Annotated in this window: 14 protein-coding genes, 1 tRNA gene and 1 pseudogene; 7 read left to right on the top strand and 9 right to left on the bottom strand. The window is 66.3% G+C overall.

From position 1 onward, the window contains the following. The first annotated feature begins 78 nt into the window (after nucleotides 1-78). The 7 genes and pseudogenes from rodA (at nucleotide 79) to treF (ending at nucleotide 10,183) form a co-directional block, all read left to right on the top strand. Nucleotides 79-1,193, top strand: a pseudogene (rodA, locus tag RI03_RS09430) (rod shape-determining protein RodA). Nucleotides 1,194-1,301: 108 nt separating this feature from the next. Next, a tRNA-Lys gene (locus RI03_RS09425) sits at nucleotides 1,302-1,377 on the top strand. A gap of 181 nt (nucleotides 1,378-1,558) precedes the next feature. Further along, nucleotides 1,559-2,230 (top strand): RNA polymerase sigma factor, encoded by a 672-nt coding sequence (locus tag RI03_RS09420; RefSeq protein ID WP_238542336.1) that lies wholly within the window; start codon nucleotides 1,559-1,561, stop codon nucleotides 2,228-2,230. Between the two features lie 40 nt (nucleotides 2,231-2,270). Then, nucleotides 2,271-3,185: a FecR family protein gene (locus tag RI03_RS09415; RefSeq protein WP_010216907.1), complete on the top strand. Its 915-nt coding sequence runs from the start codon at nucleotides 2,271-2,273 to the stop codon at nucleotides 3,183-3,185. 84 nt (nucleotides 3,186-3,269) lie between these two features. After that, nucleotides 3,270-5,942 carry a TonB-dependent siderophore receptor gene (locus tag RI03_RS09410; RefSeq protein WP_010216906.1) on the top strand — a complete coding sequence of 891 codons (2,673 nt, stop codon included), beginning with the start codon at nucleotides 3,270-3,272 and terminating at the stop codon, nucleotides 5,940-5,942. A gap of 159 nt (nucleotides 5,943-6,101) precedes the next feature. Continuing rightward, on the top strand, nucleotides 6,102-8,528 hold the full coding sequence (locus tag RI03_RS09405; RefSeq protein ID WP_010216905.1) for a TonB-dependent receptor: 2,427 nt from the start codon (nucleotides 6,102-6,104) through the stop codon (nucleotides 8,526-8,528). 59 nt (nucleotides 8,529-8,587) lie between these two features. Then, nucleotides 8,588-10,183: an alpha,alpha-trehalase TreF gene (gene treF / locus RI03_RS09400; RefSeq protein WP_010216903.1), complete on the top strand. Its 1,596-nt coding sequence runs from the start codon at nucleotides 8,588-8,590 to the stop codon at nucleotides 10,181-10,183. 162 nt (nucleotides 10,184-10,345) lie between these two features. Here treF and RI03_RS09395 read toward each other — a convergent pair whose 3' ends face one another. From RI03_RS09395 to RI03_RS09355, 9 genes are all read right to left on the bottom strand, one after another. Next, a complete protein-coding gene (locus tag RI03_RS09395; protein ID WP_010216901.1) occupies nucleotides 10,346-11,644 on the bottom strand; it encodes a glycosyltransferase in 1,299 nt (432 codons plus the stop codon). Nucleotides 11,645-12,006: 362 nt separating this feature from the next. Then, a complete protein-coding gene (locus RI03_RS09390) occupies nucleotides 12,007-12,420 on the bottom strand; it encodes a hypothetical protein (RefSeq protein ID WP_010216899.1) in 414 nt (137 codons plus the stop codon). A gap of 36 nt (nucleotides 12,421-12,456) precedes the next feature. Then, the gene (locus RI03_RS09385; RefSeq protein WP_010216898.1) at nucleotides 12,457-13,164 is read right to left on the bottom strand and encodes a phosphatase PAP2 family protein; all 708 of its coding nucleotides are present in this window, start codon (nucleotides 13,162-13,164) and stop codon (nucleotides 12,457-12,459) included. A 20-nt stretch (nucleotides 13,165-13,184) separates the two neighbouring features. Continuing rightward, nucleotides 13,185-15,680 carry a TonB-dependent receptor gene (locus RI03_RS09380; RefSeq protein ID WP_010216896.1) on the bottom strand — a complete coding sequence of 832 codons (2,496 nt, stop codon included), beginning with the start codon at nucleotides 15,678-15,680 and terminating at the stop codon, nucleotides 13,185-13,187. A gap of 186 nt (nucleotides 15,681-15,866) precedes the next feature. Beyond that, nucleotides 15,867-17,210 (bottom strand): sensor histidine kinase, encoded by a 1,344-nt coding sequence (locus tag RI03_RS09375; RefSeq protein WP_010216895.1) that lies wholly within the window; start codon nucleotides 17,208-17,210, stop codon nucleotides 15,867-15,869. Then, complete coding sequence (locus RI03_RS09370; protein ID WP_010216893.1) at nucleotides 17,191-17,871, bottom strand: response regulator transcription factor; 681 nt, start codon at nucleotides 17,869-17,871, stop codon at nucleotides 17,191-17,193. Before RI03_RS09370 ends, RI03_RS09375 begins: the two co-directional genes overlap by 20 nt. 94 nt (nucleotides 17,872-17,965) lie before the next feature. After that, on the bottom strand, nucleotides 17,966-18,865 hold the full coding sequence (locus RI03_RS09365) for an ROK family protein (RefSeq protein ID WP_010216892.1): 900 nt from the start codon (nucleotides 18,863-18,865) through the stop codon (nucleotides 17,966-17,968). A gap of 112 nt (nucleotides 18,866-18,977) precedes the next feature. Further along, entirely contained in the window at nucleotides 18,978-20,240 is a 1,263-nt protein-coding gene (locus RI03_RS09360; RefSeq protein WP_010163732.1) for an ROK family transcriptional regulator, read from the bottom strand. 79 nt (nucleotides 20,241-20,319) lie between these two features. Further along, a complete protein-coding gene (locus RI03_RS09355; protein WP_170318367.1) occupies nucleotides 20,320-21,846 on the bottom strand; it encodes a tryptophan halogenase family protein in 1,527 nt (508 codons plus the stop codon). Nucleotides 21,847-21,940 lie beyond the last annotated feature (94 nt).

The raw sequence follows: 21,940 nt of genomic DNA, 5'->3' as shown, positions 1-21,940 counted from the left end.
GGCGGCGGAGGCGCTCGCCAACAGCGCGGCGAGCGGCCGCACGGTCGCCGAAGACGGCAGCCCGGAGCACGACCCGCGATGAGCTCGCGTAGCATCGTCCCTGCCCCGCTCGTCCAGCTCCCGTGGAAGATCATCCTGCTCGTCATCGCAATCGGCTGTTTCGACCTGCTGGTGCTGTACTCGGCGGCGGGGGGCAGCGTGCGGCCCTGGGCGCTGTCGCAGGGGATCCGCTTCTTCATGTTGCTCGGCGTCGCGCTCGCGCTGTCGCGGATCCCCGAGCGGTGGTGGAACAGCAGTGCGCTTCCGGCCTATGTCATCCTGTGCGTCATGCTGGTGCTGGTCGAGCTGGTCGGCGCGGTGCGCGGCGGCGGGCAACGCTGGCTCGACTTCGGGCTGATCCGGTTGCAGCCGTCCGAGCTGATGAAACCGTGCATCGTGCTTGCCTGCGCCAAATTCTACGACATGCTCCCGCCCAACGAGACGCGCCGGTTCGGCGCGATCTGGCCCGCGGCGATCCTGATCCTGATTCCGGCGGCGCTGGTGATGAAACAGCCCGACCTGGGGACCGCGCTGATGATCACGATCGGTGGCATCACCGTGATGTTCCTCGCCGGTGTCCCGCTGCGCCTGTTCATCGGCGGCGCGCTCGCGCTCGGCGCGGCGGTCCCGATCGCGTTCAACTTCGTGCTGCACGACTATCAGCGCAACCGGATCCTCGTTTTCCTCGATCCCGAAAGCGATCCGCTCGGGATCGGCTATCACATCAGCCAGTCCAAGATCGCAATCGGATCGGGCGGGATCTTCGGCAAGGGGTTCCTCAACGGCACGCAGAGCCATCTCGACTATCTGCCTGAAGGGCATACCGATTTTGCGCTGGCGACGATGATGGAGGAATGGGGGCTGGTCGGCGGCGTGCTGCTGATCATCGCGTTCGTGCTGATCGTGCAATGGGGAATCTCGACCGCGCTGTCCGCGCAATCGCGCTTTGCAAAGCTCACCGCGGCGGGGCTGGCGGCGACGATCTTTTATTACGTGTCGATCAACATGGCGATGGTGATGGGGATGGCCCCCGTCGTCGGCGTGCCGCTCCCGCTGATCACAACGGCGGATCGAGCCAGATGACGTTCATGCTGTGCCTGGGAATCCTGATGTCGATCGAGCGTTCCAACCGCAAGACCGAGACCCGCTGGTAGATTTTTTGCGGTGCGGTGCAAAAAGGGTTTGCAACCTCCGACCACGCTGCTAACAGACCGCCTCCCGGCAACGGTGGCGCAGACGCGCCGCCCCTACCAAGCGGGAATGGACGCATAGCTCAGTTGGTAGAGCAGCTGACTCTTAATCAGCGGGTCCTTGGTTCGAGCCCAAGTGCGTCCACCATTTCTTCCTGAGTTCAAAATCAACTAAGGTCGGTTCCTCTTCTGGGGCTGAGCCTGAACGGTTTCGCGCCGGAGTAACGGTTACGGCCTTGCCGGATCGTGCCTCCGCAGCGTTCGGCTCGGTCAAACCTGCGTCTGGACGTCATCTGGCCGGCATCAAGCCCCACAAGCTTCGCTGAAATGTGGGCGCAGCGGTCCGCGTGGCCCGATCAATGGGCGTCTCCATTTCCTTCCAGGGCGTCCGGTCGGCGCTCCTTGAAAGCGGTGTCCAGAGGTGGCAAGCGGTCGGAATGGAGCGCGATAGAACGTTCATATCAGAGAGGGTTCGCGCAGACGGTCCGGTCGCGGATCGCAGCGTCGTGCTGGCACGACTGGCGCATGTCTATGAGCGCGCGCTGAGCCGCTACTTTGCCCGCCGGGTTCGCTCGAAGGCGGACGTGCCGGATCTGGTCCAGGACGTCTATCTCCGGCTCAGCCAGATGCCGGACCCGACCGCGATCGAGAAACCCGAGCATTTCCTGTTCGTGACCGCCGCGAACGTGTTGAAGGACCGCGCCCGGCGCGATGCTGCGCGGGGCGGCGGGCTGCACGACGAAATTGGGGACACCCTCGCCGGTTCGGAAATTCCGCCCGACCGCGTCTTGGAAGGCAGGGAGGCAGCGGATCGCCTGCAGGCGGTGTTGCTGGAGCTTCCCGAACGGACACGCGACGTGTTCGTTCTGCGTATGCTCGAGGGATTGCGAATGGCCGACGTTGCCCATGGGATCGGTATTTCAACGCGTGCCGCCGAAAAACACCAAGCCAAGGCGCTCGCCCGCGTGACGGCGGCGTTGGAGGACTGGCGCCATCGTTGAGTCCACGCTCCTGATCGAAGCCGCCGAATGGCACGAGCGGATGCGCGACGCCGACGACTCCACGTGCGCCGCGTTCGAAACGTGGCGCGGGGAAAGCGCGATGCGCGCGGCGGCGTATGGCGCGGTCTGTGCCGCGCATGCCCGCACGCGCGCGCTTGCCGAGGAAGCGCCACTGCTGTCGCTGCGCCAGCAGACGTTAGCACGAACGATGCTCGCACGGCGGCCGTCGCGGATGCGGTGGCGGGTCGTCGCGACCGGCGCGGTGCTGCTGGCGGCGGCTCCGCTCGCCGCTTATGGCATCAGCGCCTGGACCGCGCCCGTGGCCCCGCCGCCTGCCGAGATTTTCCGCACCGGCATCGGCCAGCAGGCCGATGTGACGCTCGCGGACGGGTCGATCGTGACGCTCGACACCGCAACCACGCTCGAGGTCCGCGTGTCCGAGGGCATGCGCCGGGTCAGGCTCGACGGACAGGGCTGGTTCAAGGTGAAGCCGGCGAGCACGCCGTTCGAGATCAGCGCGGCGGGCCGGACCTTCGTCGCGACCGCCGGCGAGTTCAACGTGCGGACCGATGCCAGGCGGATGCGCGCGTTCGCCGCGGACGGGACACTCAAGCTCGTCGGGGCCGATAGTTCGCTCGCCTTGCCGGCCGGGCGCATGATTGCGGTCAGCGGCGACGACGTCACCGTCCGCACGCCGAGCAATCCCGGCAGTTTCAGCGGCTGGCGGACCGGTGCCCTGCAACTCGACGACGTGCCGCTCGCCGAGGCGGTGAGCGAATTCAACCGCTATCGCCGCCACCCGATCCGGCTTGCCGATGGTCGCGCGGGGGCGTTGCGCGTGTCGGGCGCGTTCCGCACGACCGGTTCGCTGGCGTTCGTCGATGCGCTCGCGGTCGGCTTTCCAGTGCGCGTAAAGCGGGACGACGATGCGGGTATCGTCATCTCCGCGCGCTGAGGCGCCAGCACTTTTGAGAAAAAGAATGCGATTGCGGTTCGGGTTTTGTCCGGGCGCGCGTCTTGTCCTTCGAAAGCCCCGCACATGATGGGGCTGCCGAAGGGGGGATGGTTGCGATGGCGCGCGTATGGCGGACATTTGGGTGCGATCGTCGCAGCCCTCGCCGTGCCGACTGCCGCGATTGCCGCGCCCCCCATGTCGTTCGACATTCCTGCCGGTTCGTTGGGCGATGCGCTCATCGCATTTGCGCGGCAGAGCGGGCGTCAGATCCTGTTCGCGCCGACGCAGGTGCGCGGGTTGCGCGCGCCGAGGGTGCGCGGCGCGCACGACCCGGATCGTGCCCTGGCACGGTTGCTGGCGCGAACCGGCTTTCGCGTACGGGCCACGCCCGGCGGCGCCTGGCTGCTGGAGGCCGTTCCGGTGGCTAGCGCTGCACGACGCCCTTCCCTTCCGCAGGCGGACCTCGCGCCCGCCGATGTCGCGCAGAACGCCGACATCGTCGTGGTCGGTACGCCGGGTGGCGGCCGTCGACGGCAGGAAGCCGCGTTCGCGGTGACGTCCGTCAGCCGTTCCGCGATCGACCGACTGGGTGCCGCGAGCACCGCCGACGTGCTCAAGCTCGTGCCCGGCCTCACCGTCGAAACCTCCGGCGGAAAGAACGGCGCGAACATCTTCGTGCGGGGGTACCCGTCCGGCGGCGATGCCGAATACGTCACCTTCCAGACCGAGGGCGTGCCGTTCTTTCCGCCGGCGACGCTCTCTTTCCTCGAGAATTCGCAGCTTTACCGGATCGACGAGACGGTACAGCGCGTCGAGGCGCTGCGCGGTGGCACCAGCGCGCTGCTTGCCTCGGGCCAGCCCGGTGCGACCGTCAACGTCATCCAGCGTGAGGGCGGCGATCACCTTGCGGGCGAGATCAATGGGAGCATGATCGACACGGGCGAGGTGCGTACCGACGCCTATGTCGCCGGGCCGCTCGACCAGGACACGCGGTTCCTGATCGGTGGCTATGCCTCGCGCGGCACAGGTATCCGCTCGCCGCGCTTCGCCGCGGATCGCGGGGGGCAGATCACCGCCAATCTGCGGCGCAACTTCGCGTCCGGCTCGGTGCTGCTGTTCGCGCGCTACCTCGATGATCGCAGCCAGTGGCTGTTGCCGATCCCCGTCGTGCAGAGCGGACGGCGGATCACCGCTTACCCCGGTTTCGATGCCGGAAGCGGCACGCTGGCCGGGCCCGATACGCGCACCGGCATCCGCAACGATGGCAGCCGCTACGATCTCGACGACGGGCGTGGTGCGCGGATCGTCAACATCGGGACCAATATCGAGCTGCGGCTCGGCAGCGGCGTAATGCTGCGCGACAAGGCGAGCTGGCTTTCCGGCCACGCCGACACCACGGGGCTCGTATCGGAGAATATAGCGCCAAAAAGCGCCGCCGCTTACGCGGCGAGCCTGGGCGGCGGGATCGCATCGCTCGTCACGACCGCCGACGGCCGCACCGTGTCGCCCGATCAGGCAGTCGTGCGCGCGGGCATCTGGACGGTCGCCAAGCGAATCGACGCGCGCGTCAACGATGCCACGCTGGAGTGGAAGACCGGACCGAGCAAGGCGACCGTCGGCGTCTATGCGGCGGACTATGGCGCGCGGGACCATTGGGATATCGGCAACGCGCTGCTGCTGACCGCGCAGCCCAACGCGCGTCGGCTCGGCCTGACGCTGACCAACGGCGACATCGTCTCGCGCGACGGCTTTGCCAGCGGCTCCAGCTTCCTCGTCGACGCGCGCTATCGCGGCAGCGATCTCGCTTTCTACGCGGTCGAGGAACTGATGGTGGCGGATCGCCTGCGGCTCGACGGCGGGATCCGCCATCAACGCCACGCGGTCGACGGCTGGGCTGTGGACACCAAACCCCCCGGTCCCGGTGGCCCCGACGGCAACCCGGCCACGCTGTACGACAATGACGACGTAGTGTTTACGGGCACGCAGACCCCGGTACGGTATCGCGGCGGTGCCTGGTCGTGGACGCTCGGGACCAATTACGACGTCACCCGCACCCTCGCCGGGTTCGTGCGTTTCAGCCACGGGAACAGCTTCCCGTTCTTCGACAATTTGCGCGACGGCATCTCCGTCGCGCCGCGCGTCGATACGATCGAGGGCGGCGTGAAGCTCTCGACGCAGTCGCTCAACCTGTATGCGACGCTGTACCGCAACCGCTTTAAGGGCCTTGCGACGACCGTCATCACCAGCGGCGCGCCGCTCGCCTCGATTGGCGGGGCGCGCGCGACCGGGGTAGAGCTCGACGGACTGTGGCGGCCGGTGGCACCGCTTTCGGTGACGTTCTCGGGCAGCTGGCTCGACGCGCGTTATCGTGGCTTTTTCACCGACGACGGGCGGACCGACCTCAGCGGCAATCGCGTCCAGCGCCAGCCGCAATGGCAATGGCGCATAACCCCGGCCTGGGACTTCGCCGTCGCCACCCGCAAGGCGAGCCTGTTCATGACGTTGAGCCGGATGGGCGATCGCTGGTCCGACGTGCAAAACCGACAGTTGTTGCCCGCTTTCGTCAAATGGGACGCGGGTGCGGCACTGGACGTGAACGACCGGCTGCGCGTCCAGCTCAGCGCCGACAACCTCACCGACACGATCGGCCTGACCGAAGGCAACCCGCGGACGCTCGGCGCGCAGGCAACGGGGGCAATCTTTGCGCGCCCGATCCTGGGGCGCTCGGTCGAGCTGTCGGCACGGTACAGGTTCTGAGGATGCCCCGTTTGCGCAGCCCTCCGTAACCCGTCCGACGCTTGGCCGTGCCCACCGATCCGCATCGCCGCGACGCTGTCCGGCGATACGACGGCGCGCGTCCACCGTTTTCCAATGCCATCCCGATTACCAAGACCAGAAACGTTCAGGAGGAACCTCATGACCCATACCCGCACCATCATGGCACTCGCGCTGCTGTCCGGCACCGCGCTCGGCGCCCTGCCCGCCTTCGCGCAAGACGTCCCCGCCCAGGCAGCGGTCCCGGCAACCGAGCCCGTCGCCGATCAACCCGACATCGTCGTCACCGGCAACGCCAACCGCGCGGGCCAGCGCAAGCTCGATGCGAGCTATTCGATCTCGACTGCGACCGCCGAGCAGATCCGCGAAGTCCAGCCGACCTCGACCGCTGACCTGCTCAAGATCGTGCCGGGCGTGTGGGTGGAAAGCTCGGGCGGCAACGCGGGCGCGAACGTCTTCATCCGCGGCTTCCCGTCGACGGGCGATGCGCCGTTCCTTACGCTCCAGCTCAACGGCTCGCCGGTCATCGCGCCTTCGTCGCTGTCGTTCCTCGAGGACAGCTCGATCTTCCGCCTCGACGACACGATCGAGCGGCTCGAAGTGCTGCGCGGCGGCCCGAGCCCGATCTTCTCGAACGGCCAGCCCGGTGCCACGACCAACTTCATCCTCAAGGAAGGCACGCGCGATCCGCACCTGTCGCTGCGCGCGACCTATGGCACCGAGGGCACCTATCGCGGCGACTTCGTCGCACAGGGGCCGCTCACCTCGGACACGACCTATATGGTCGGCGGCTTCTATCGCTATTCGGATGGCTTCCGGAAGACCGGCTTCCCCGGCGACCTCGGCGGGCAGATCACCGGCAGCATCACGCACAAGTTCGACGCGGGCAAGCTCACCGTCTACGGGCGCTATCTCGACGACAAGAACGCCTTCTACACGCCAATGCCGCTGGTCGAAACCAACGGCAAGTTCAGCACCTTTACGGGCTTCGACGCACGCACCGACACGCTGGTCGGCCGGGAAATCGAGAATACGCTGATCGAGGTCGGCCCGAGCATCAACGGTGGCCCGACGCAGAAGAAGGCAGTCGACCTGTCGCGCGGGCGCGGGTCGAACGTCTACACCTTCGGCTCGACCTTCAGCTATGACGTGGGCGGCGGGTTCGCGGTGCAGAACAACGTCAACTTCACCAAGGGCACGTCGACGACGTTCGCGCTGTTCACCGGGTCCAACCCGCAAACGGTCGGGCAATATCTCGCGGGTGCAGGCGGCGCGGGCGCGGTGACCTATGCCGGCACCGGTCAGGCGTTGACCGCCGGGCAACAGACGATCCAGGCCGGAATCTGGTCGGTGACCAAGCAGATCGAGAGCTTCACCGACGAGCTGAAACTCTCAAAGGAGCTGTTCTCGGGCAACACGCTGACGCTCGGCGGCTATTATGCGCATGTCGGTGATCACGACCAGTGGAACCTCGGCAACAACATCCTGCTCGCGCTCGAACCCAATGCGCGCGTGCTCAACGCGACGCTCGTCAACGGCACGATCCTGACGCGCAACGGCTTCACCAGCGCCAACAGCTATGACGTCAATGCGTTTTACACGAGCAGCAACGTCGCCGGATATCTGAGCGACGAATGGAAGCTCGGCGCGCTGCGGGTCGACGGCGGCGTCCGCGTCGAGCGCGTCGTGCTCCACGACCGCTTCGAGAACAGCGCGACCGGCGATCTCGATAACAACCCGCTGACTGCGTACAACAATGGCGCGACGTATCTCAACGGCACTTTCAGCACGGCGCGCTACGCCAAGACGCAGGTGTCGTGGACCGCTGGTCTCGATTATGCCTTCACCAACAAGCTGAACGGCTTCGCCCGCGCCAACTCGGGTGCGCTGCTCCCGCAGTTCGACGATCTGCGCGGCAATGCGACGTCGCTCCAGAACATCAAGCCGCAGACCGCCGACCAATATGAGCTCGGACTGAAGACCGCGACTCGCTATTACGACCTGTACCTTACCGGCTTCTACAACCGCTTTCACAACCTGATTTTCCAGGACATCCGCGTGATCGGCGGGGTCGAGCAGAACGTCGTGCAGTTCGGTGGATCGCGCGCGTACGGGCTCGAATTCGAAGGCGCGTTGCGCCCGGTCGACGGGGTCCAGCTCGCGGTGCGGGGCGTCGTGCAGGACGGCAAGTTCAAGGATTTCGGGACCAACACCGGCAATAGCGTCAACCGCCAGCCAAAATTCCAGATCGCCGCGACCCCGTCCTACACCTTCCGCAGCGCCTGGGGTAAGGCGCGGCTGTTCGGGACGTTCACGCATATCGGCAACCGGTTCGCCGATATCGAGAACCAGCAGCAGCTCGGCAGCTATGAAACGGTCGATCTCGGCGCGTCGCTTGACCTCAACGATCGCTTCTCGCTGCAGGCGACGGTCGAGAACTTGACCGACACGCTCGCGCTGACCGAAGGTAATGTGCGGACGGTCGGGTCGGCCAATTCCGCCGGCTTCTTCCTGGGCCGCCCGATCTTCGGCCGGCACGCGACGATCACCGCGGCCTACAAGTTCTGACCCTCCCGCCGGTCGGGGTTCACGCCCCGACCGGCACCTCTTATTTCGAGTTGCTCCTCATGACCTTGCGCCGATCCTTCGCCCTGCCCCTCGTCGCGCTGTCGATCGCCTTGAGCGCACCTGCCGCCGCGCGCGAGATCACGCCTGCGCTCGCCGCCAGCGCGGTCCGCACGCCCGAGGACATCTACGGCCCGCTGTACCGCGCGGTCGAGCTCGGCCGGGTATTTCCCGACAGCAAGACCTTCGCGGACATGGTTCCGCTCTCGGCACCCGACGCAATCCTCCAGGCGTATCGTACCGAAGCGCCGCAGGGTCGCGATGCGCTCGCCGCCTTCGTCGCGCGGCACTTCCGCAAGGTCGGGGACGCGGACGCGCGCAAGCTGTCGATGCGCGAGCATATCCGCGCGCTCTGGCCGGTACTCGCCAAGCCGCCGGTGGCGGTGGTGCCGGGTTCGTCCGCGTTGCAGCTGCCGCAGACCTATGTCGTGGCGGGCGGACGCTATCAGGAGATGTATTACTGGGACAGCTACTTCACCATGCTTGGCCTGAAGGCCGATGGCGAACGGCCACTGATCGAGTCGATGCTCGCCAATTTCAGCGCGTTGATCGCGCAATACGGGCATGTGCCGAACGGCACGCGCAGCTATTATCTGTCGCGCTCCCAGCCGCCGTTCCTCGCGTTGATGATGGACCTGTCCGACACGCATGACCCAGCGCTCGACCGCGAACGCCTCGCGACGCTGAAGGCCGAGCACGCTTATTGGATGGCGGGTGCGAAGTGCGTCGCCGCCAGTGGCGCGTGCGAGCACGTCGTTCGGATGCCCGACGGCAGCCTGCTCAACCGCTATTGGGACGCCCGCGACACGCCGCGCGACGAATCCTATGCCGAGGATATCGCGACCGCCGCCGCCGCTGCGGGTCGCGCCGCCCCGCAGGTCAATCGCGATCTCCGCGCCGCCGCCGAGAGCGGCTGGGATTTCAGCTCGCGCTGGCTCGCGGACGGCAAGACGCTGGCGACGATCCACACTACCGATATCGTGCCGGTCGATCTCAACAGCCTGATGTGGAACCTGGAAAAGGCGATCGCGCGACGCTGCACGACCATCGGGGACACCGCATGCGCCCGCGCGTTCGAGACCCGCGCCACCACCCGCGGCGTGGCGATCAGCAAATATCTCTGGTCGGCGGGCGACAAACGTTGGGTGGACTGGGACCGCATGACGGCCAAGCCGACGGAATCGGTCAGCGCCGCGATCCTCTATCCGCTGTTCGTCGGCCTCGCCACGCGCGAGCAGGCCGATGCGACTGCCGCGCTCGTCACGGCAAAGCTGCTCGCGCCCGGTGGCCTGCGGACCACGACCCTCACCACCGGCCAGCAATGGGACCAGCCCAACGGCTGGGCACCGCTGCTGTGGATCGGCGTTCAGGGCCTCGACCGTTATGGCAAGACCGCGCAGGCCGAGGACCTCGCGCGCCGCTGGCTGCGCACCGTCTCGCTTTATTATGCTTCCAACGGGCGGATGGTCGAGAAGTACAACCTCGAAACCGGCGAGGCCGGCGGCGGGGGCGAGTATCCGGTGCAGGACGGGTTCGGCTGGACCAACGGCGTGACGCGCGCCCTGCTCGCGAAATATCCCGCCTTGGATCACGGTTGATCCCCGGTGAGTGCTACCGTTTGACCAGGCGGGCATAGCGACATTGCGCGTGTTGACCGGCCCCGAGCAGCCAGTTGCCGCGCGGGCCGGTGAACCTGCGACGGGCGGACTACGCCCTGCTTCACGGGAGGGGCACGCCCGAGCCGGTCGGTCGCGAGCCGCCTAGCCTCTGCTGGCGGCGAGGGCATCGAGCGCGACGAGGATCGTGTCGGCTGCGGTATCCGCCCCGTTTTCATCGGCCATTGCCGCCGCCACGCGTTCGGCGGTCTCGCGGTACGTGGGGCTATGGAGCAGTCTGGCGATCAGCCTGGTCGCGCGACGGACGGTAAAGTGGCGTGCCTTGAGCCGTAATCCGGTGCCCATGCGCATCACACGATACGCGTGATCGTACTGATCCCCCATGTGCGGCACTACCAGTTGTGGTTTCCCCACGCGAAGAGCCTGGCCGGTCGTCCCGACACCCCCGTGCTGGATGATCACCGCGACATGCGGGAAGAGCAGCGAGTGTTGGGCATAGCCGACGCGAAGGATATCGCCGTCGATGCTCGGCTCGTCGGTACCGCCAACCAGAAGGATCGCCCGCATGTGCAGCGCTTTGGCGACGTCGCTTGCCTTTTCGTAAAAGCGGCCGGGACCATTGACCGCGAACGAGCCGAGCGTGAAGACCAGCGGAGCAGGCCCAGCCTCGAGAAACGCGACGATCGCGGGGTGGAGCGGGTCCTTCCCGCCGCTGCCCTGATCGAACAGCGGAAACCCGACGATCCGGGTCGTCTGCGTGGCATCGGGCGGCAGTGCGCCCAGTTGCGGTGAATAGCACCCGAGCCGCAGCAGGGCTGTCGGCGGCGGATCGAGGAGATGCGCGGCACCGCCCGCCGGCAGGCCGTGCTCGAACCGCACCCGATCGATCCGCTTCCCGTACAGACGGTCGACCAACCGGCGCAGCGCGCCGAAAGCGAAACGATTCCACGCCACGCCGATGCCAGTCATCGGCGCTCCGAGCATCATCCAGAAATCGAGCGTCCGGGGTGGATCGTAGGGCGAGAGCATCGCCATCGGTTGGAGGATCACGGAGACCAGCGGCAGGCGGCGCTTCTCTGCCACGATGGGGGCAGCAAAGACGAAGATCGACGCGACGATCGCCTCGGCATCCGCAACCAGCGCGTCGAGCGCGACGGTGCATTTGGACAGGCCCGGGAGCAGCACGCGTTCGAGCATGATGCGTTGATCGCTCATGATGCGGCGCACCGCGTCTTCATGACCGAGCCCCATTCCCGCACAGATCTCCGCGAAGCTCGTCAACACGCCGACCGCCTCGAGCCCTGCCTGCGTGCACTTCTGCACGTGATCCTCGGGGACCGCCAAAACGGGCGTGATGCCTCGCTCCCTCAGCGCCAAGGCGATCGCGATAAAGGGATGCAGATCGCCAAACGTGCCGGCAGTTGTCAGGACGATCTTTCGCATTCACCACTTGCTCGCTGAAGGATCTGCCATCTGCAGGCAAGAACCGGGATTGCCCCGTACCGAAAGCGATATTTGCGCGTTCGACGATGACATCATGAGGAAAACGATACGCGATTATGCTGCGTGCGGCACTACTGCCATTCGCCCTTTTTAGGGGGCGGTTCCAGGCCTCTAAGCCCGAACGCCTCTTTGACGAAGGCAATTCGGCGCGACGCTCCCCCCGACGTTTCGGCGTTGGCGACGGACACGATACAAGTCCTGCAGGGGCATCTCGACAGGGCGAAACGCGGCGGCTGACCCAATACTATTCGTACCGGCGGGCGCATTCGGCATCGGGTGCCACTGCGGCGATCAATCCTGGTTCACGCAAGCAGGAGAAGGACCGGCACACCTATGCCGGCCAGCAGTAGCAGGAACGACGTCGGCCGATTGCGTCGGTTCAGCATGGCGATCCAGATCCCGAGTGCGGTGCCGGCGCTCAGAAGGAGCCCGAGCAGCGCCGCGAAGAGACTGAACATATTGGCGACCTTGGCCGGTGCCGCCTTGCTTTCGGGGGGCTTCGTGGGGGCAGCCTTGCGGTCGCGCCGGACGACACCGTGCTTGTGGACGTTGGCGACCAGCGTCATCCACGCCGGAGGATCATAGTGCGCGGCGCGATCCTGGAAGCCGAGCGCCTGCAGACTCCCGCTCAGCGCGAAGAACAGGATCGCGGGCGCGAAGAACAGTCCGATCCAGCTGTGGAGCTGCCGCAGGCGACGCTGGGATTGCGCTTTCATGATTGTCTTTCTTCGGCATGCGCGGGCGCCAGGCGGTCAGGCACCAGCGACATGCGCGTCGACCAGTTCCTTGTGCGCCGCGTCGAATTTCGCGCGGAATGCAGGGACGTTCATCAGATCGGCGGCGACCAGCGTGCCGAGCGCGTGGCTCGCCTCGATATCGCTCGGGAAGTGGACGCCGCACAATTCGCGGCTCATCGCATAATCGGCGGCGCGGTCGAGGATCGCGGAGGAACGCCCGCTGAGCAGATGCGCCAGGACGAACCCGGTCGAAAAACCCAGCGTTGCGTGACCGCTCGGATAGGATTTGTCCGGTTTCCTGCCCTGCACGCAGGTCGCAATCGTCGGATCGACAGCAAAGGGCCGCGTTCGATGTAAATAGGCCTTGGTCATGCCGGCGGTGGCATCCCCTTCTTCCTGAACCTCGCGCAGCAATGCCCAGGTCAGCGGGTATGTCTCGAGCGCGAGCCCAAGCGTCCGGTCGAACAGCGCGGGCGTCTCGTGCGCATCGTCCCAGCGCGCCGCGTCGATCCGGGCGGGCGTTGCGGCGGCGATCATCGCATGGATTGTGGCGAGCTCGCCCCGCTCCTGCGGCGATGCCGGTGCCGGCGGCGCGGGCAGGACCAGCGCTGGGCGGACGGTGTCCTCCGACAGATAATGCAGCGCATGCGGTGCCGCTGCGGCCGCCCCTCCCCCAAGAACGAGCGCGAGCGCCAGACACGTGGCTTCGATCGGCTTTCCCATGTGCCGTCCTCCCCCTTTCGTCAGAAACCGATGCGGGCAGACAGGAGGAACGAGCGCGGCGGCAGGTAATTGAACTGGTCGAGCTGGCCATAGCCGTTCTGATAGCCAGCCGTGACCGGCGCCCCGGTCGCACTCGTCGAGATCGCGGTGACCGCGCGGCTGTTGAAGACGTTGTTGACCGTCACGCCGAGCCGCAATCCGCCCTGAATCTCCTGACTGATCGCGAACTCGCCGATGCTGTAGGGGCGGATGCGATAGAGCCGGTAGCCCGGGCTGCCGGTATATTCGTTGGCATATTGGGGGCCGGTGAATTTCTGGTCGAACGACAGGCGGAACCCCTGCCGCCGATAGATGAACCCGCCCGCCGCGGTCGTGAACGGCGCCTTGGCGATCTGCGCGCTGGTCATGACGTTGTGCGCGTAATTGTACGAGCCGTTGCCGAACAGCGTCAGCCCGCGCACCGGCATGTAGCTGAGCGCGCCCTCGACGCCCTTGTAGCGGACCTGACCGATGTTGACGAGCAGCGTCTGGTCGCAGCCCGTCGTGGTGCAGGTGCCGATCTTGTTGTCGATGTTGATGATATAGCCGTCGACATCGACCGAGACCTTGTTGCCGTGCCAGACCGTGCCGACCTGATAATTGGTCGAGGTCTGGGGCTTGAGCGCATCGAGCGCGGTCGAGAGCGTGCCCGAGGCCGAGTAGAAGCTCGACAGATCGGGGACATACATCCCTTGCGCATATTGGCCGTAGAACGACCAGTTGGACGTCGGCATGTAATTGATCGTCGCGAACGGCAGCGTCTTGGTCCAGGTCTGGCTGGTGTCGAGCGGCAGGCGCGTTTTCTGGTTGACCGGCGCTGCGACGCCACGCTCGAAATGGACGTATTTCACGCCGGGCGTGATCGACAGACCCGCGACCGGGTGGAATTCGAACTCGCCGAACAGCTGATACTGGTTCCAGTTCGAATGCTGGACGTAGCTGAGATCGGCCTGGGTGATCGGCGGCAGCGCGTTCTGCGCGGCGGTGCCGTTGCCGTTGTTGAACTGCTTTTCGCTGTAGCTGAAAGTGTTGGTCGTGCGGTCGAGATCGACCAGATGGCGGTCGGTGACGGCATGTTCGTACCAGCCGCCGACGCGGATCTTGCCGAGCGCGAAGTCGTAATTGACCTGGCCGATATAGCCGAAGACGCGGTATTTGTTGAGCTTGCTATAGCCCAGGATATCGCTCGTTGGTCCGGCGACGGCCTTGTAGGGCGATGCGGCCGTGCCCGCGCCGCTGAACCCGGTGATCACCGAGCCGGTGTTCCCCGACAACGTGTTGTTGGTATAGCCATACATATAGCCGCGATTGTCGAGCGAGAAGCCCGAGCCGAGGTCGGTCTGCAGCCGGACATAGGAGAAGTCGGTGGTCTTGTCGGTGCGGTTGTACTTCCAGTAATCCTGCTGGCTCGGGGTGTTGCTCAGGCCGTAGTTTCGACCATATTGTCCGACGTTCGACGCCACCGAGCAGTTATTGCCCGTCAGCTGAGTCAGCGGCTGGCCATCGGTGCCAAGCGCGGTCGTCTTGTTCGCGCCGACCGCCGCGCTGCCGCAGGTCGCGCCCTTGAGCACGTCGGACTGGTAATAATGGTTGCGGTTCCACGTGCTCATGATCGTCAGCGTGTTGTGGCTGCCGATCGGCGCGACGATCTTGCCGTAGAGGTTTTTGGAACCCACCGGCGAATAGGTCAGCGCGCCGTCCGATTGCAGATACTGGCCGGTCAGCACGATCCGCGCGCCGCCGAGCTTCTCGATGCTGCCCGACTGCAATTCGGCGCGGCCAATGAAGGTGTTCCAGTTGCCGACGATCCCCTCGACCTGCGCGCCGCGTTGCTCGGTCGCGGCGCGCGAGTACATGTTGATGTTGCCGCCATAGGTCGCCTGGCCGAGCTGGCTTGCGTTGCCGGGGCCCCGGTCGACGACGATCGTCTCGATCGTGTTGGACGGGAAGAACGAGGTCGAATGGTGCGTCGGGTTGTTGGTGTCCGCGAACGGGATCGAATCGTAGGTGACGTTATATTCGCCGTCCTGGAAGCCGCGGATCGTCGCCTTGGTCTCGCCCAGACCATAGCCGTTGCCCGCACCCGAGATCGAAACGCTCGGGGTCAGCGCGATCAGCTCGTTGAAATCGGCCGAGGCGGTGGTGTTGGCGATGTAATCGCGGCTGACCGCAGACTGCGGTTGGGTCGTCGTCAGCGAGACGGTGATCGGCGCGCTCTGCGCGGTCTTCGATCCGGTCACGATGATGTCGGCGGAGGTCAGCGACTGCTTGTCGTTGGCCTGGCCTGCGCTGTTCGCGCTGGTCGTGGTCTGCGCGTCCGGGCCGGACCCCGCCTGAACCGACGCGGCTGCAGCAGGCACGCTTGCGTCGCTCGCGGCGGGAACGGGCGGCGTCGGCACCACCGTGGCGGCGTGGGCCGGAAGGGCTACGCAGAAAGCGACCCCGGCAAGCAGGGTCTGACGGAAAGTCGCACGCATCGAATGATCCCCGAATGAACAGTCGTCCCCGGGTGCGCGCTTCTGACGCTGCAACCCGGCGGTCCGACGGCGCGCCGACCGGCACCCCGCTGAGTAGCGCTCTAGACACGGGCTGTTACGCTTGCGTGGCCATTCCATGGCCCGCCCGTGTCGAACACTTAAATTCGAGTTAATCTGCGCGCCGGATCACAACGCCGCCAAGGTAGCGACACAGCCGGGCGCGCAGTCGCCGATCCGCAGCTCCAGCCGGTGGATTCGCGCGATTGCGGCGACAAGCGGCAGCCCGAGGCCGTTGCCGGGCTGGCTCCGGCTGGTCTCGACACGGTGGAAACGACCAAGCACCTTGTCGCGTTGTTCCGCCGGTATCCCGGGGCCGTCGTCCGCGACGGTCAGGATCGGGCCGGCTTCCAGGCTGATGACGATCTGCCCGCCCTCGGGCGTATATTTGATCGAATTGTCGACCAGATTGCCGACCGCTTCGAACAACAGGTCGGCATCGCCCTCGAACGCGACGTCGTCGGGGACCCGGCGTGTGATGCTGATCCCGCGTTCCAGCGCCGCCACTTCGTGGAAGTCGGCGGCGTCCGCCACCACGCGGGACAGGTCGAGCATGCGAAACCCCTGGCGCCTTGCACCCTCGTCCATCTCGGCGATCCGCAGCAGCGCGTCGAACATGCCGATCATCCCGGTCACTTCCTCGACCGCGTCGCCGATCACGACCGCCATCCCCGGAGCGCTCGCCGCGCCATCGTCGGCCTGCCGCAGGTTCGCGAGCAACCGGGTCAGCGGCGTGCGCATGTCGTGCGCGATATTGTCGCCCGCGGCCTTCACCTCGAGCATCAACCGCTGGACCTCGTCCAGCATCCGGTTGACCTCCAGGGTGAGATCGTCGAGTTCGTCGCGGCGGGGTGACGGCGTCAGCCGGGCGTCGAGCCGCCCCGCCATGATCGCGTGCAGCCCCTGCGTCAGTCGACGGACGCGCGATTCCTGCGCCAGCGCCAGAAGCACCGAACCCGACAGGCCAAGCACCAGCAAGCCCAGTCCGCCCCAGATGATGGTAAGGACGAGGTCGGTCGCGAACGCCCGCGATTCCCGCAGATCCTGCGCCACGAGGAAACGATCGCCATTGGCGAGCGGCACGATCATCGCGCGCAAATCCACTTCCCCGCGCGACGTGACATTCGCCATTTCGAACGCCTGCCCCTCGGGTTGATCCAATGGAAGTGCGGCCGGTGCGCCGGACAGCCGCCGCCCGGCGGAATCGAACAGGCCGAACGGGCGCAGGTGATGCACGTCCGCGCGATTGTGCCGAACCACCCGTTCGATCACATCGGCGCGAGGCAGGGTGGCGGGCAGCTTGACGGTCTCGCGCGCCAGCCATTCGTCGGTCTGCGCATTGAAATTCGCGATCGCACGATAGTGGACGAACGCGAACAGGCTGATCGATGCCGCCCCGTACAGCAGCAGGAAGATCGTCGCGAAGCGTGCGCTCGAACTGCGCCGCCAACGCCTAATCGCAGCGAAGGACATAGCCCGTTCCTCGTACCGTTTCGATCAGCGGTGGGCGGTCGGGGCGCTCGATCTTGCGGCGCAACCGGGTGACGTGCACGTCGATGACATTGGTCCGCTGGTCGTAGCGATACCCCCAGACATCCTCGAAGATCATTGCACGCGTGACCGAGCGCCCCTGGTGGCGCAGCAGATATTCGAGCAACAGCAGTTCGCGTGGCTGCAGGTCGACCCGTACGCCGTCGATCCAGGCTTCGCGTGCGATGAGATCGATGCCCACGCGACCGTGCTCGAGCCGGATCGTCGATACCTCGGCCACCCGGCGTCGGATCAGCGCATTGACCCGGGCGGCAAGCTCGAGCGGTTCGAACGGCTTGGCGAGATAATCGTCGCCGCCAGCGCGAAGGCCGCGAATGCGTTCCTCGACCGCGGAGAGTGCGCTGAGGATCAGCACCGGCGTGCTGACCCCGCTGCGGCGGATCAGGTCGAGCGCGCCGATGCCGTCGATCCCGCCGGGCAACATGCGGTCGAGCACGATCGCATCGAAAGACCGTTCCGTGGCACCCAGCACGGCGTTGGTTCCGGTCTGGACCGCCACAACCGAAAGGCCTTCGTCGGCAAGGATCGAACAGATTGCGTCGGCCGACTTGGGATCGTCCTCTACCACCAGGACAGTCGCCATGTGTCTTACCCTAGAGCGGAAAACCACAGGTCTCGGCGCGAAATGTGAAACCGTCGTGACAGGGGTACTTGGCGGTTCGGTGCGACCCCGGCCGTCACCGCGCCCACAGGCGGGCGGCGCCGCGCACGCCCGAGGCATCCCCCCATTTGGCGGGGACGATCCGCCCCTCCCATGCGCCGCCAAAAGTGTGGCTGCGGATGATGTCGGGCAAGCCCGGATAGATTTCCGGGACGTTCGACATGCCCCCCGCCATCACGAACACGTCGGGATCGACAATGTTGACGACCATCGCCATCGCGCGCCCGAGCCGGCTGACATAAGCATCGAGCGCGGCCACCGCGACCGCATCGCCGTCCCGCGCCCGGGTGACGATCGCGGGGCCATCGAGCGTCTCACCGCTGCGCAGTGCGTGGTCCTTGCGCAGTCCCGTTCCCGAGATCAACATGTCGAGGCAGCCCGAATGGCCGCACCAGCATGCCGGTCCGGGGAATTCCGCCGGGGTCATCCACGGCAGCGGGACATGCCCCCATTCCCCGCCGATCCCGTGCGCACCCTCGACGATCTGGCCGTCGATCACCAGACCGCCGCCGACGCCGGTCCCGATGATGACCGCGAAGGCGACCCTTGCCCCCGCGGCCGCCCCGTCGACGGCTTCGGACAAGGCCATGCAATTGGCGTCGTTGGCGATGCGAAGCTCACGCCCGATCGCCTGCTCGAGATCGTGACGGAAATTGCGGCCGTTGAGGTAAGTCGAGTTGGCGTTGCGCATCAGCCCCGAGCGCGGGCTGATCGACCCCGGCGTGCCGATCCCGATCGTCCCCGAGGCGCCGACGTCCCGCTCGACCGCCGCGATCAGGTCGCGGACGTCCCGGATCGCCGCATCGTAGGTGCCGGGATTGGGAATCCGCGTCCGCGCGAGATACTGTCCGGCGGCATCCAGCGCCGCAGCCTCGATCTTGGTCCCGCCGAAATCGACGCCGATCTGTATCACCACCAAAATGCCTTCCAAGGTCGACGGAGCGCCCGCCAAGAGCGTCCGCGCTGTTCGGCGACGCTACGGCTACCCTGCCCCGTCAATAATTAAAGTCAATTTCTATAATCGTCCCTCAGCTTTTGATGAGGATCGAATCCGATGGCAAGATCCGGTCGAGGAACGGCAGGATCGCCGCGCCGACGGCGGGCGCATCGCGTGAAAGCGTCGCGCGCGCCATCGGCGCGAGCGCGGGGAGATTGGGGGCCATCGCGCGCAATTTGCGGTTGCTCGTTTCGGCGAGCCGATCGAGGATCTCGTCGGGCAGCCGCCCCCCGATCAGGACGACCGCGGGGTTGATCAGGCAATTGACCGCGGTCAGCGGGGGGACCAGCGCATCGGTCGCATCGTCGATCCAGCCATCGATGTACGGCCGTGCGGCATCCGGGAACGCGATCGTCGGATCGACCCCGTCGAGCGAGACCCCGGCGCGTTCGATCCGTGCGGACAAGGCGGAGAGCGACACGACGTCCTGCAACACCTGCCCGCCGGGGTCATTGCGATGCAACGGGAGGAACCCGATCTCGCCGCTGCGCGCATTCGCGCCCCGGTAATACGCGCCATCGACGACCAGCCCGCCACCGAGCCCGGCGCTGACGAGGATGTAGAAGAAGCTCTCATGGTCGAGGCCACCGCCGAATTGCGCTTCGCCGATGGCGGCGGCGGCGGCGTCATTGTCGACGTGGATCGACAAGGGCACGATCCCGCCAAGCAGCGTCGGCAGATCGACCTCGCTCCACATTTCGTAATTGGCGGGGCGATGCGGCAGCGCGACCCGGCCGAGATCGTCGGGCACCGCGACGCCCATGCCGAGGATCCGATCCTCCCGCAGCGCCCCGCTACGCTGGATCTCGCCGAGCCCTTCGCGAACGATCGCGACGACGTCGTCGGGCATCGCGAAGGCAATCTGCCGCGTGAGCCGCGAGCGGACGGTGCCGGCAAGATCGAGCGAGACCAGCGTCACGTGGTCGCGGTCGACGTTGAGTCCGATCGCGAAACACCCGTCCGGGTTGATCCGCAGCCGCGTCGCAGGCTGGCCGCGCCCGCCCATGCGGCGACCCGATTCCACCACCAGGTCGCTCTCGAACAAACGCGCGGTGATGTTGGCGATGGTCGGGGCGGTCAGCCCGGTCATCGTCGCGATTTCGGTGCGGGTGATGTCCGGGTTCTTGCGGATCACCTGAAGGACGACACGCTGATTGTAATCCCCCGCGCGCACGAGATTGGTCCCCGACAGGCTGGTGCCAAGCCGGGCGGCACGATCGCTCGCGGTCACGCCGGCGCCGGCGGGGCCAAAGTCCGAAAGATCCAAGATACCACCCGCTCCCTGCACCATCATCTCCCCCACGCCCGGATGCCGCCCCCGGGCAGCATCGGGCACCGCATCGCCCTCGCGCCGCCGTGCGGTCCGACTACTGTCACCCTACACCATAAGTCCGCAGGAACGCATCATGCGGCTCCGCCAGCGCGACCGCCTTGCCGATCGACTCGCGCATCCGCGCCAGCGCGGATTGCAGATCCGGGACCGAGAAATAATCGGCTGCCCGATCGTGCGACCGCGCCGCGATGTCGAAGCCCGCATACATCGACAACCAGCTTGGATCGTGAAACGATTCCCATTCGTACCGGACGAGGCTGCCGTTCGCGCGGAACAGCCGCAGCTTGTGCGCGAGCGGGTCGGGCAAGGCGGTATCGCGGCATTGATCCCACATCGGCTCGCCGCGCCGGTCGTTCGCCCAATAATGGAGCAGCAGGAAATCGCGGATCCGTTCGTATTCGAGCGTGGTCGAACGGTTGTATTCGCTTGCCAGCGCCGGATCGAAATCGCGGTCGGGAAACAGCGCGAGCAATTTTTCGATTCCGGTCTGAATGAGCGTGATGCTGGTGGACTCCAGCGGTTCCATGAACCCCGCCGCGAGCCCGAGCCCGATGCAATTGCCCCGCCAGAAATCGCGCCGGTGCCCGGTGCGGAAACGGATCAGGTTTGGCTCCGCCAGCGGCGCGCCCTCTAGCCGCGATCGGAGCGTGTCGATCGCCGCGTCGTCGGACAGATGGCGGCTCGCATAGACCAGTCCGTTGCCGACGCGGTGCTGGAGCGGGATCCGCCATTGCCACCCTTGCGCAAACGCGGTGCTGCGTGTGAACGGGGTGAGCGGCCCCGCCCGCTCGCACGGGATGGCCACCGCGCGGTCGCACGGCAGCAGGTTGCTCCAGTCCTCATAGCCGCTCCCGAGCGCCGCACCGAGCAGCAGCGAGCGGAACCCGGTGCAATCGATGAACAGATCGCCGTCGATCGCCTTGCCGCACGCGGTATCGACCCCGTCGACCAACCCGGTCTCGCCATTGATCCGCACGTTGGTGATGGTCGCGTCGACCCGGCGAACCCCGCCCGCCACCGCACGGGCCGCGAGAAACTGGGCGAACAGGCCGGCATCGAAATGCACCGCCCAGTCGAAGAACAACAGGTCGTGGACCGGCCGGTCGGTCGGCAGCATGAACAGATTGCGCTTCGCCATGACAGTCGCGAGGCAGTAATCGGCGAGTTCGACCGGATCACCCGCACTGCGCAGTTTCTGCCAATAGTGGTGAAACGCGACGCCGCGCGACCGCATCCCGTACAGCCCGAACGGGTGGAAGAAGCTGTGCCCCGGTCGCTTCCAGTCGACGAATTCGATCCCGAGCTTCGCCGTGCCCTTGGTCGCCGCCATCACCTCGCGTTCGGTCACGCCGAGCTCGCGGAAGAAGTCGCGGATGCCGGGAACGGTCGCCTCGCCGACGCCGACGGTGCCGATCGTGCTCGATTCGATCACCGTGATCTGCACCGGCTGCTTATCGAGCCTGCGCGCGAGCATCGCCGCGGCCATCCAGCCGGCGGTTCCGCCGCCCGCGATGACGATCGAACGGATCGCCCGTTCGCCGTGGAGCCGCTCCGTCTGTCCGGTCATCCGATCTTCCCCAAGCGCGGTGCGCGCCACCGCGTTGCCCAAAGGTTCGGCGTCCGCCCGCCCCAAAAGGAGCGGACGGACGCCGGGACGGTCA

The organism is Sphingomonas sp. PAMC 26621 (genome assembly GCF_000251145.1).
GTDB lineage: Bacteria > Pseudomonadota > Alphaproteobacteria > Sphingomonadales > Sphingomonadaceae > Sphingomonas.
Note: the sequence above shows the minus strand (reverse complement) of the source record. Positions and strands in the feature narration are given on the sequence as shown.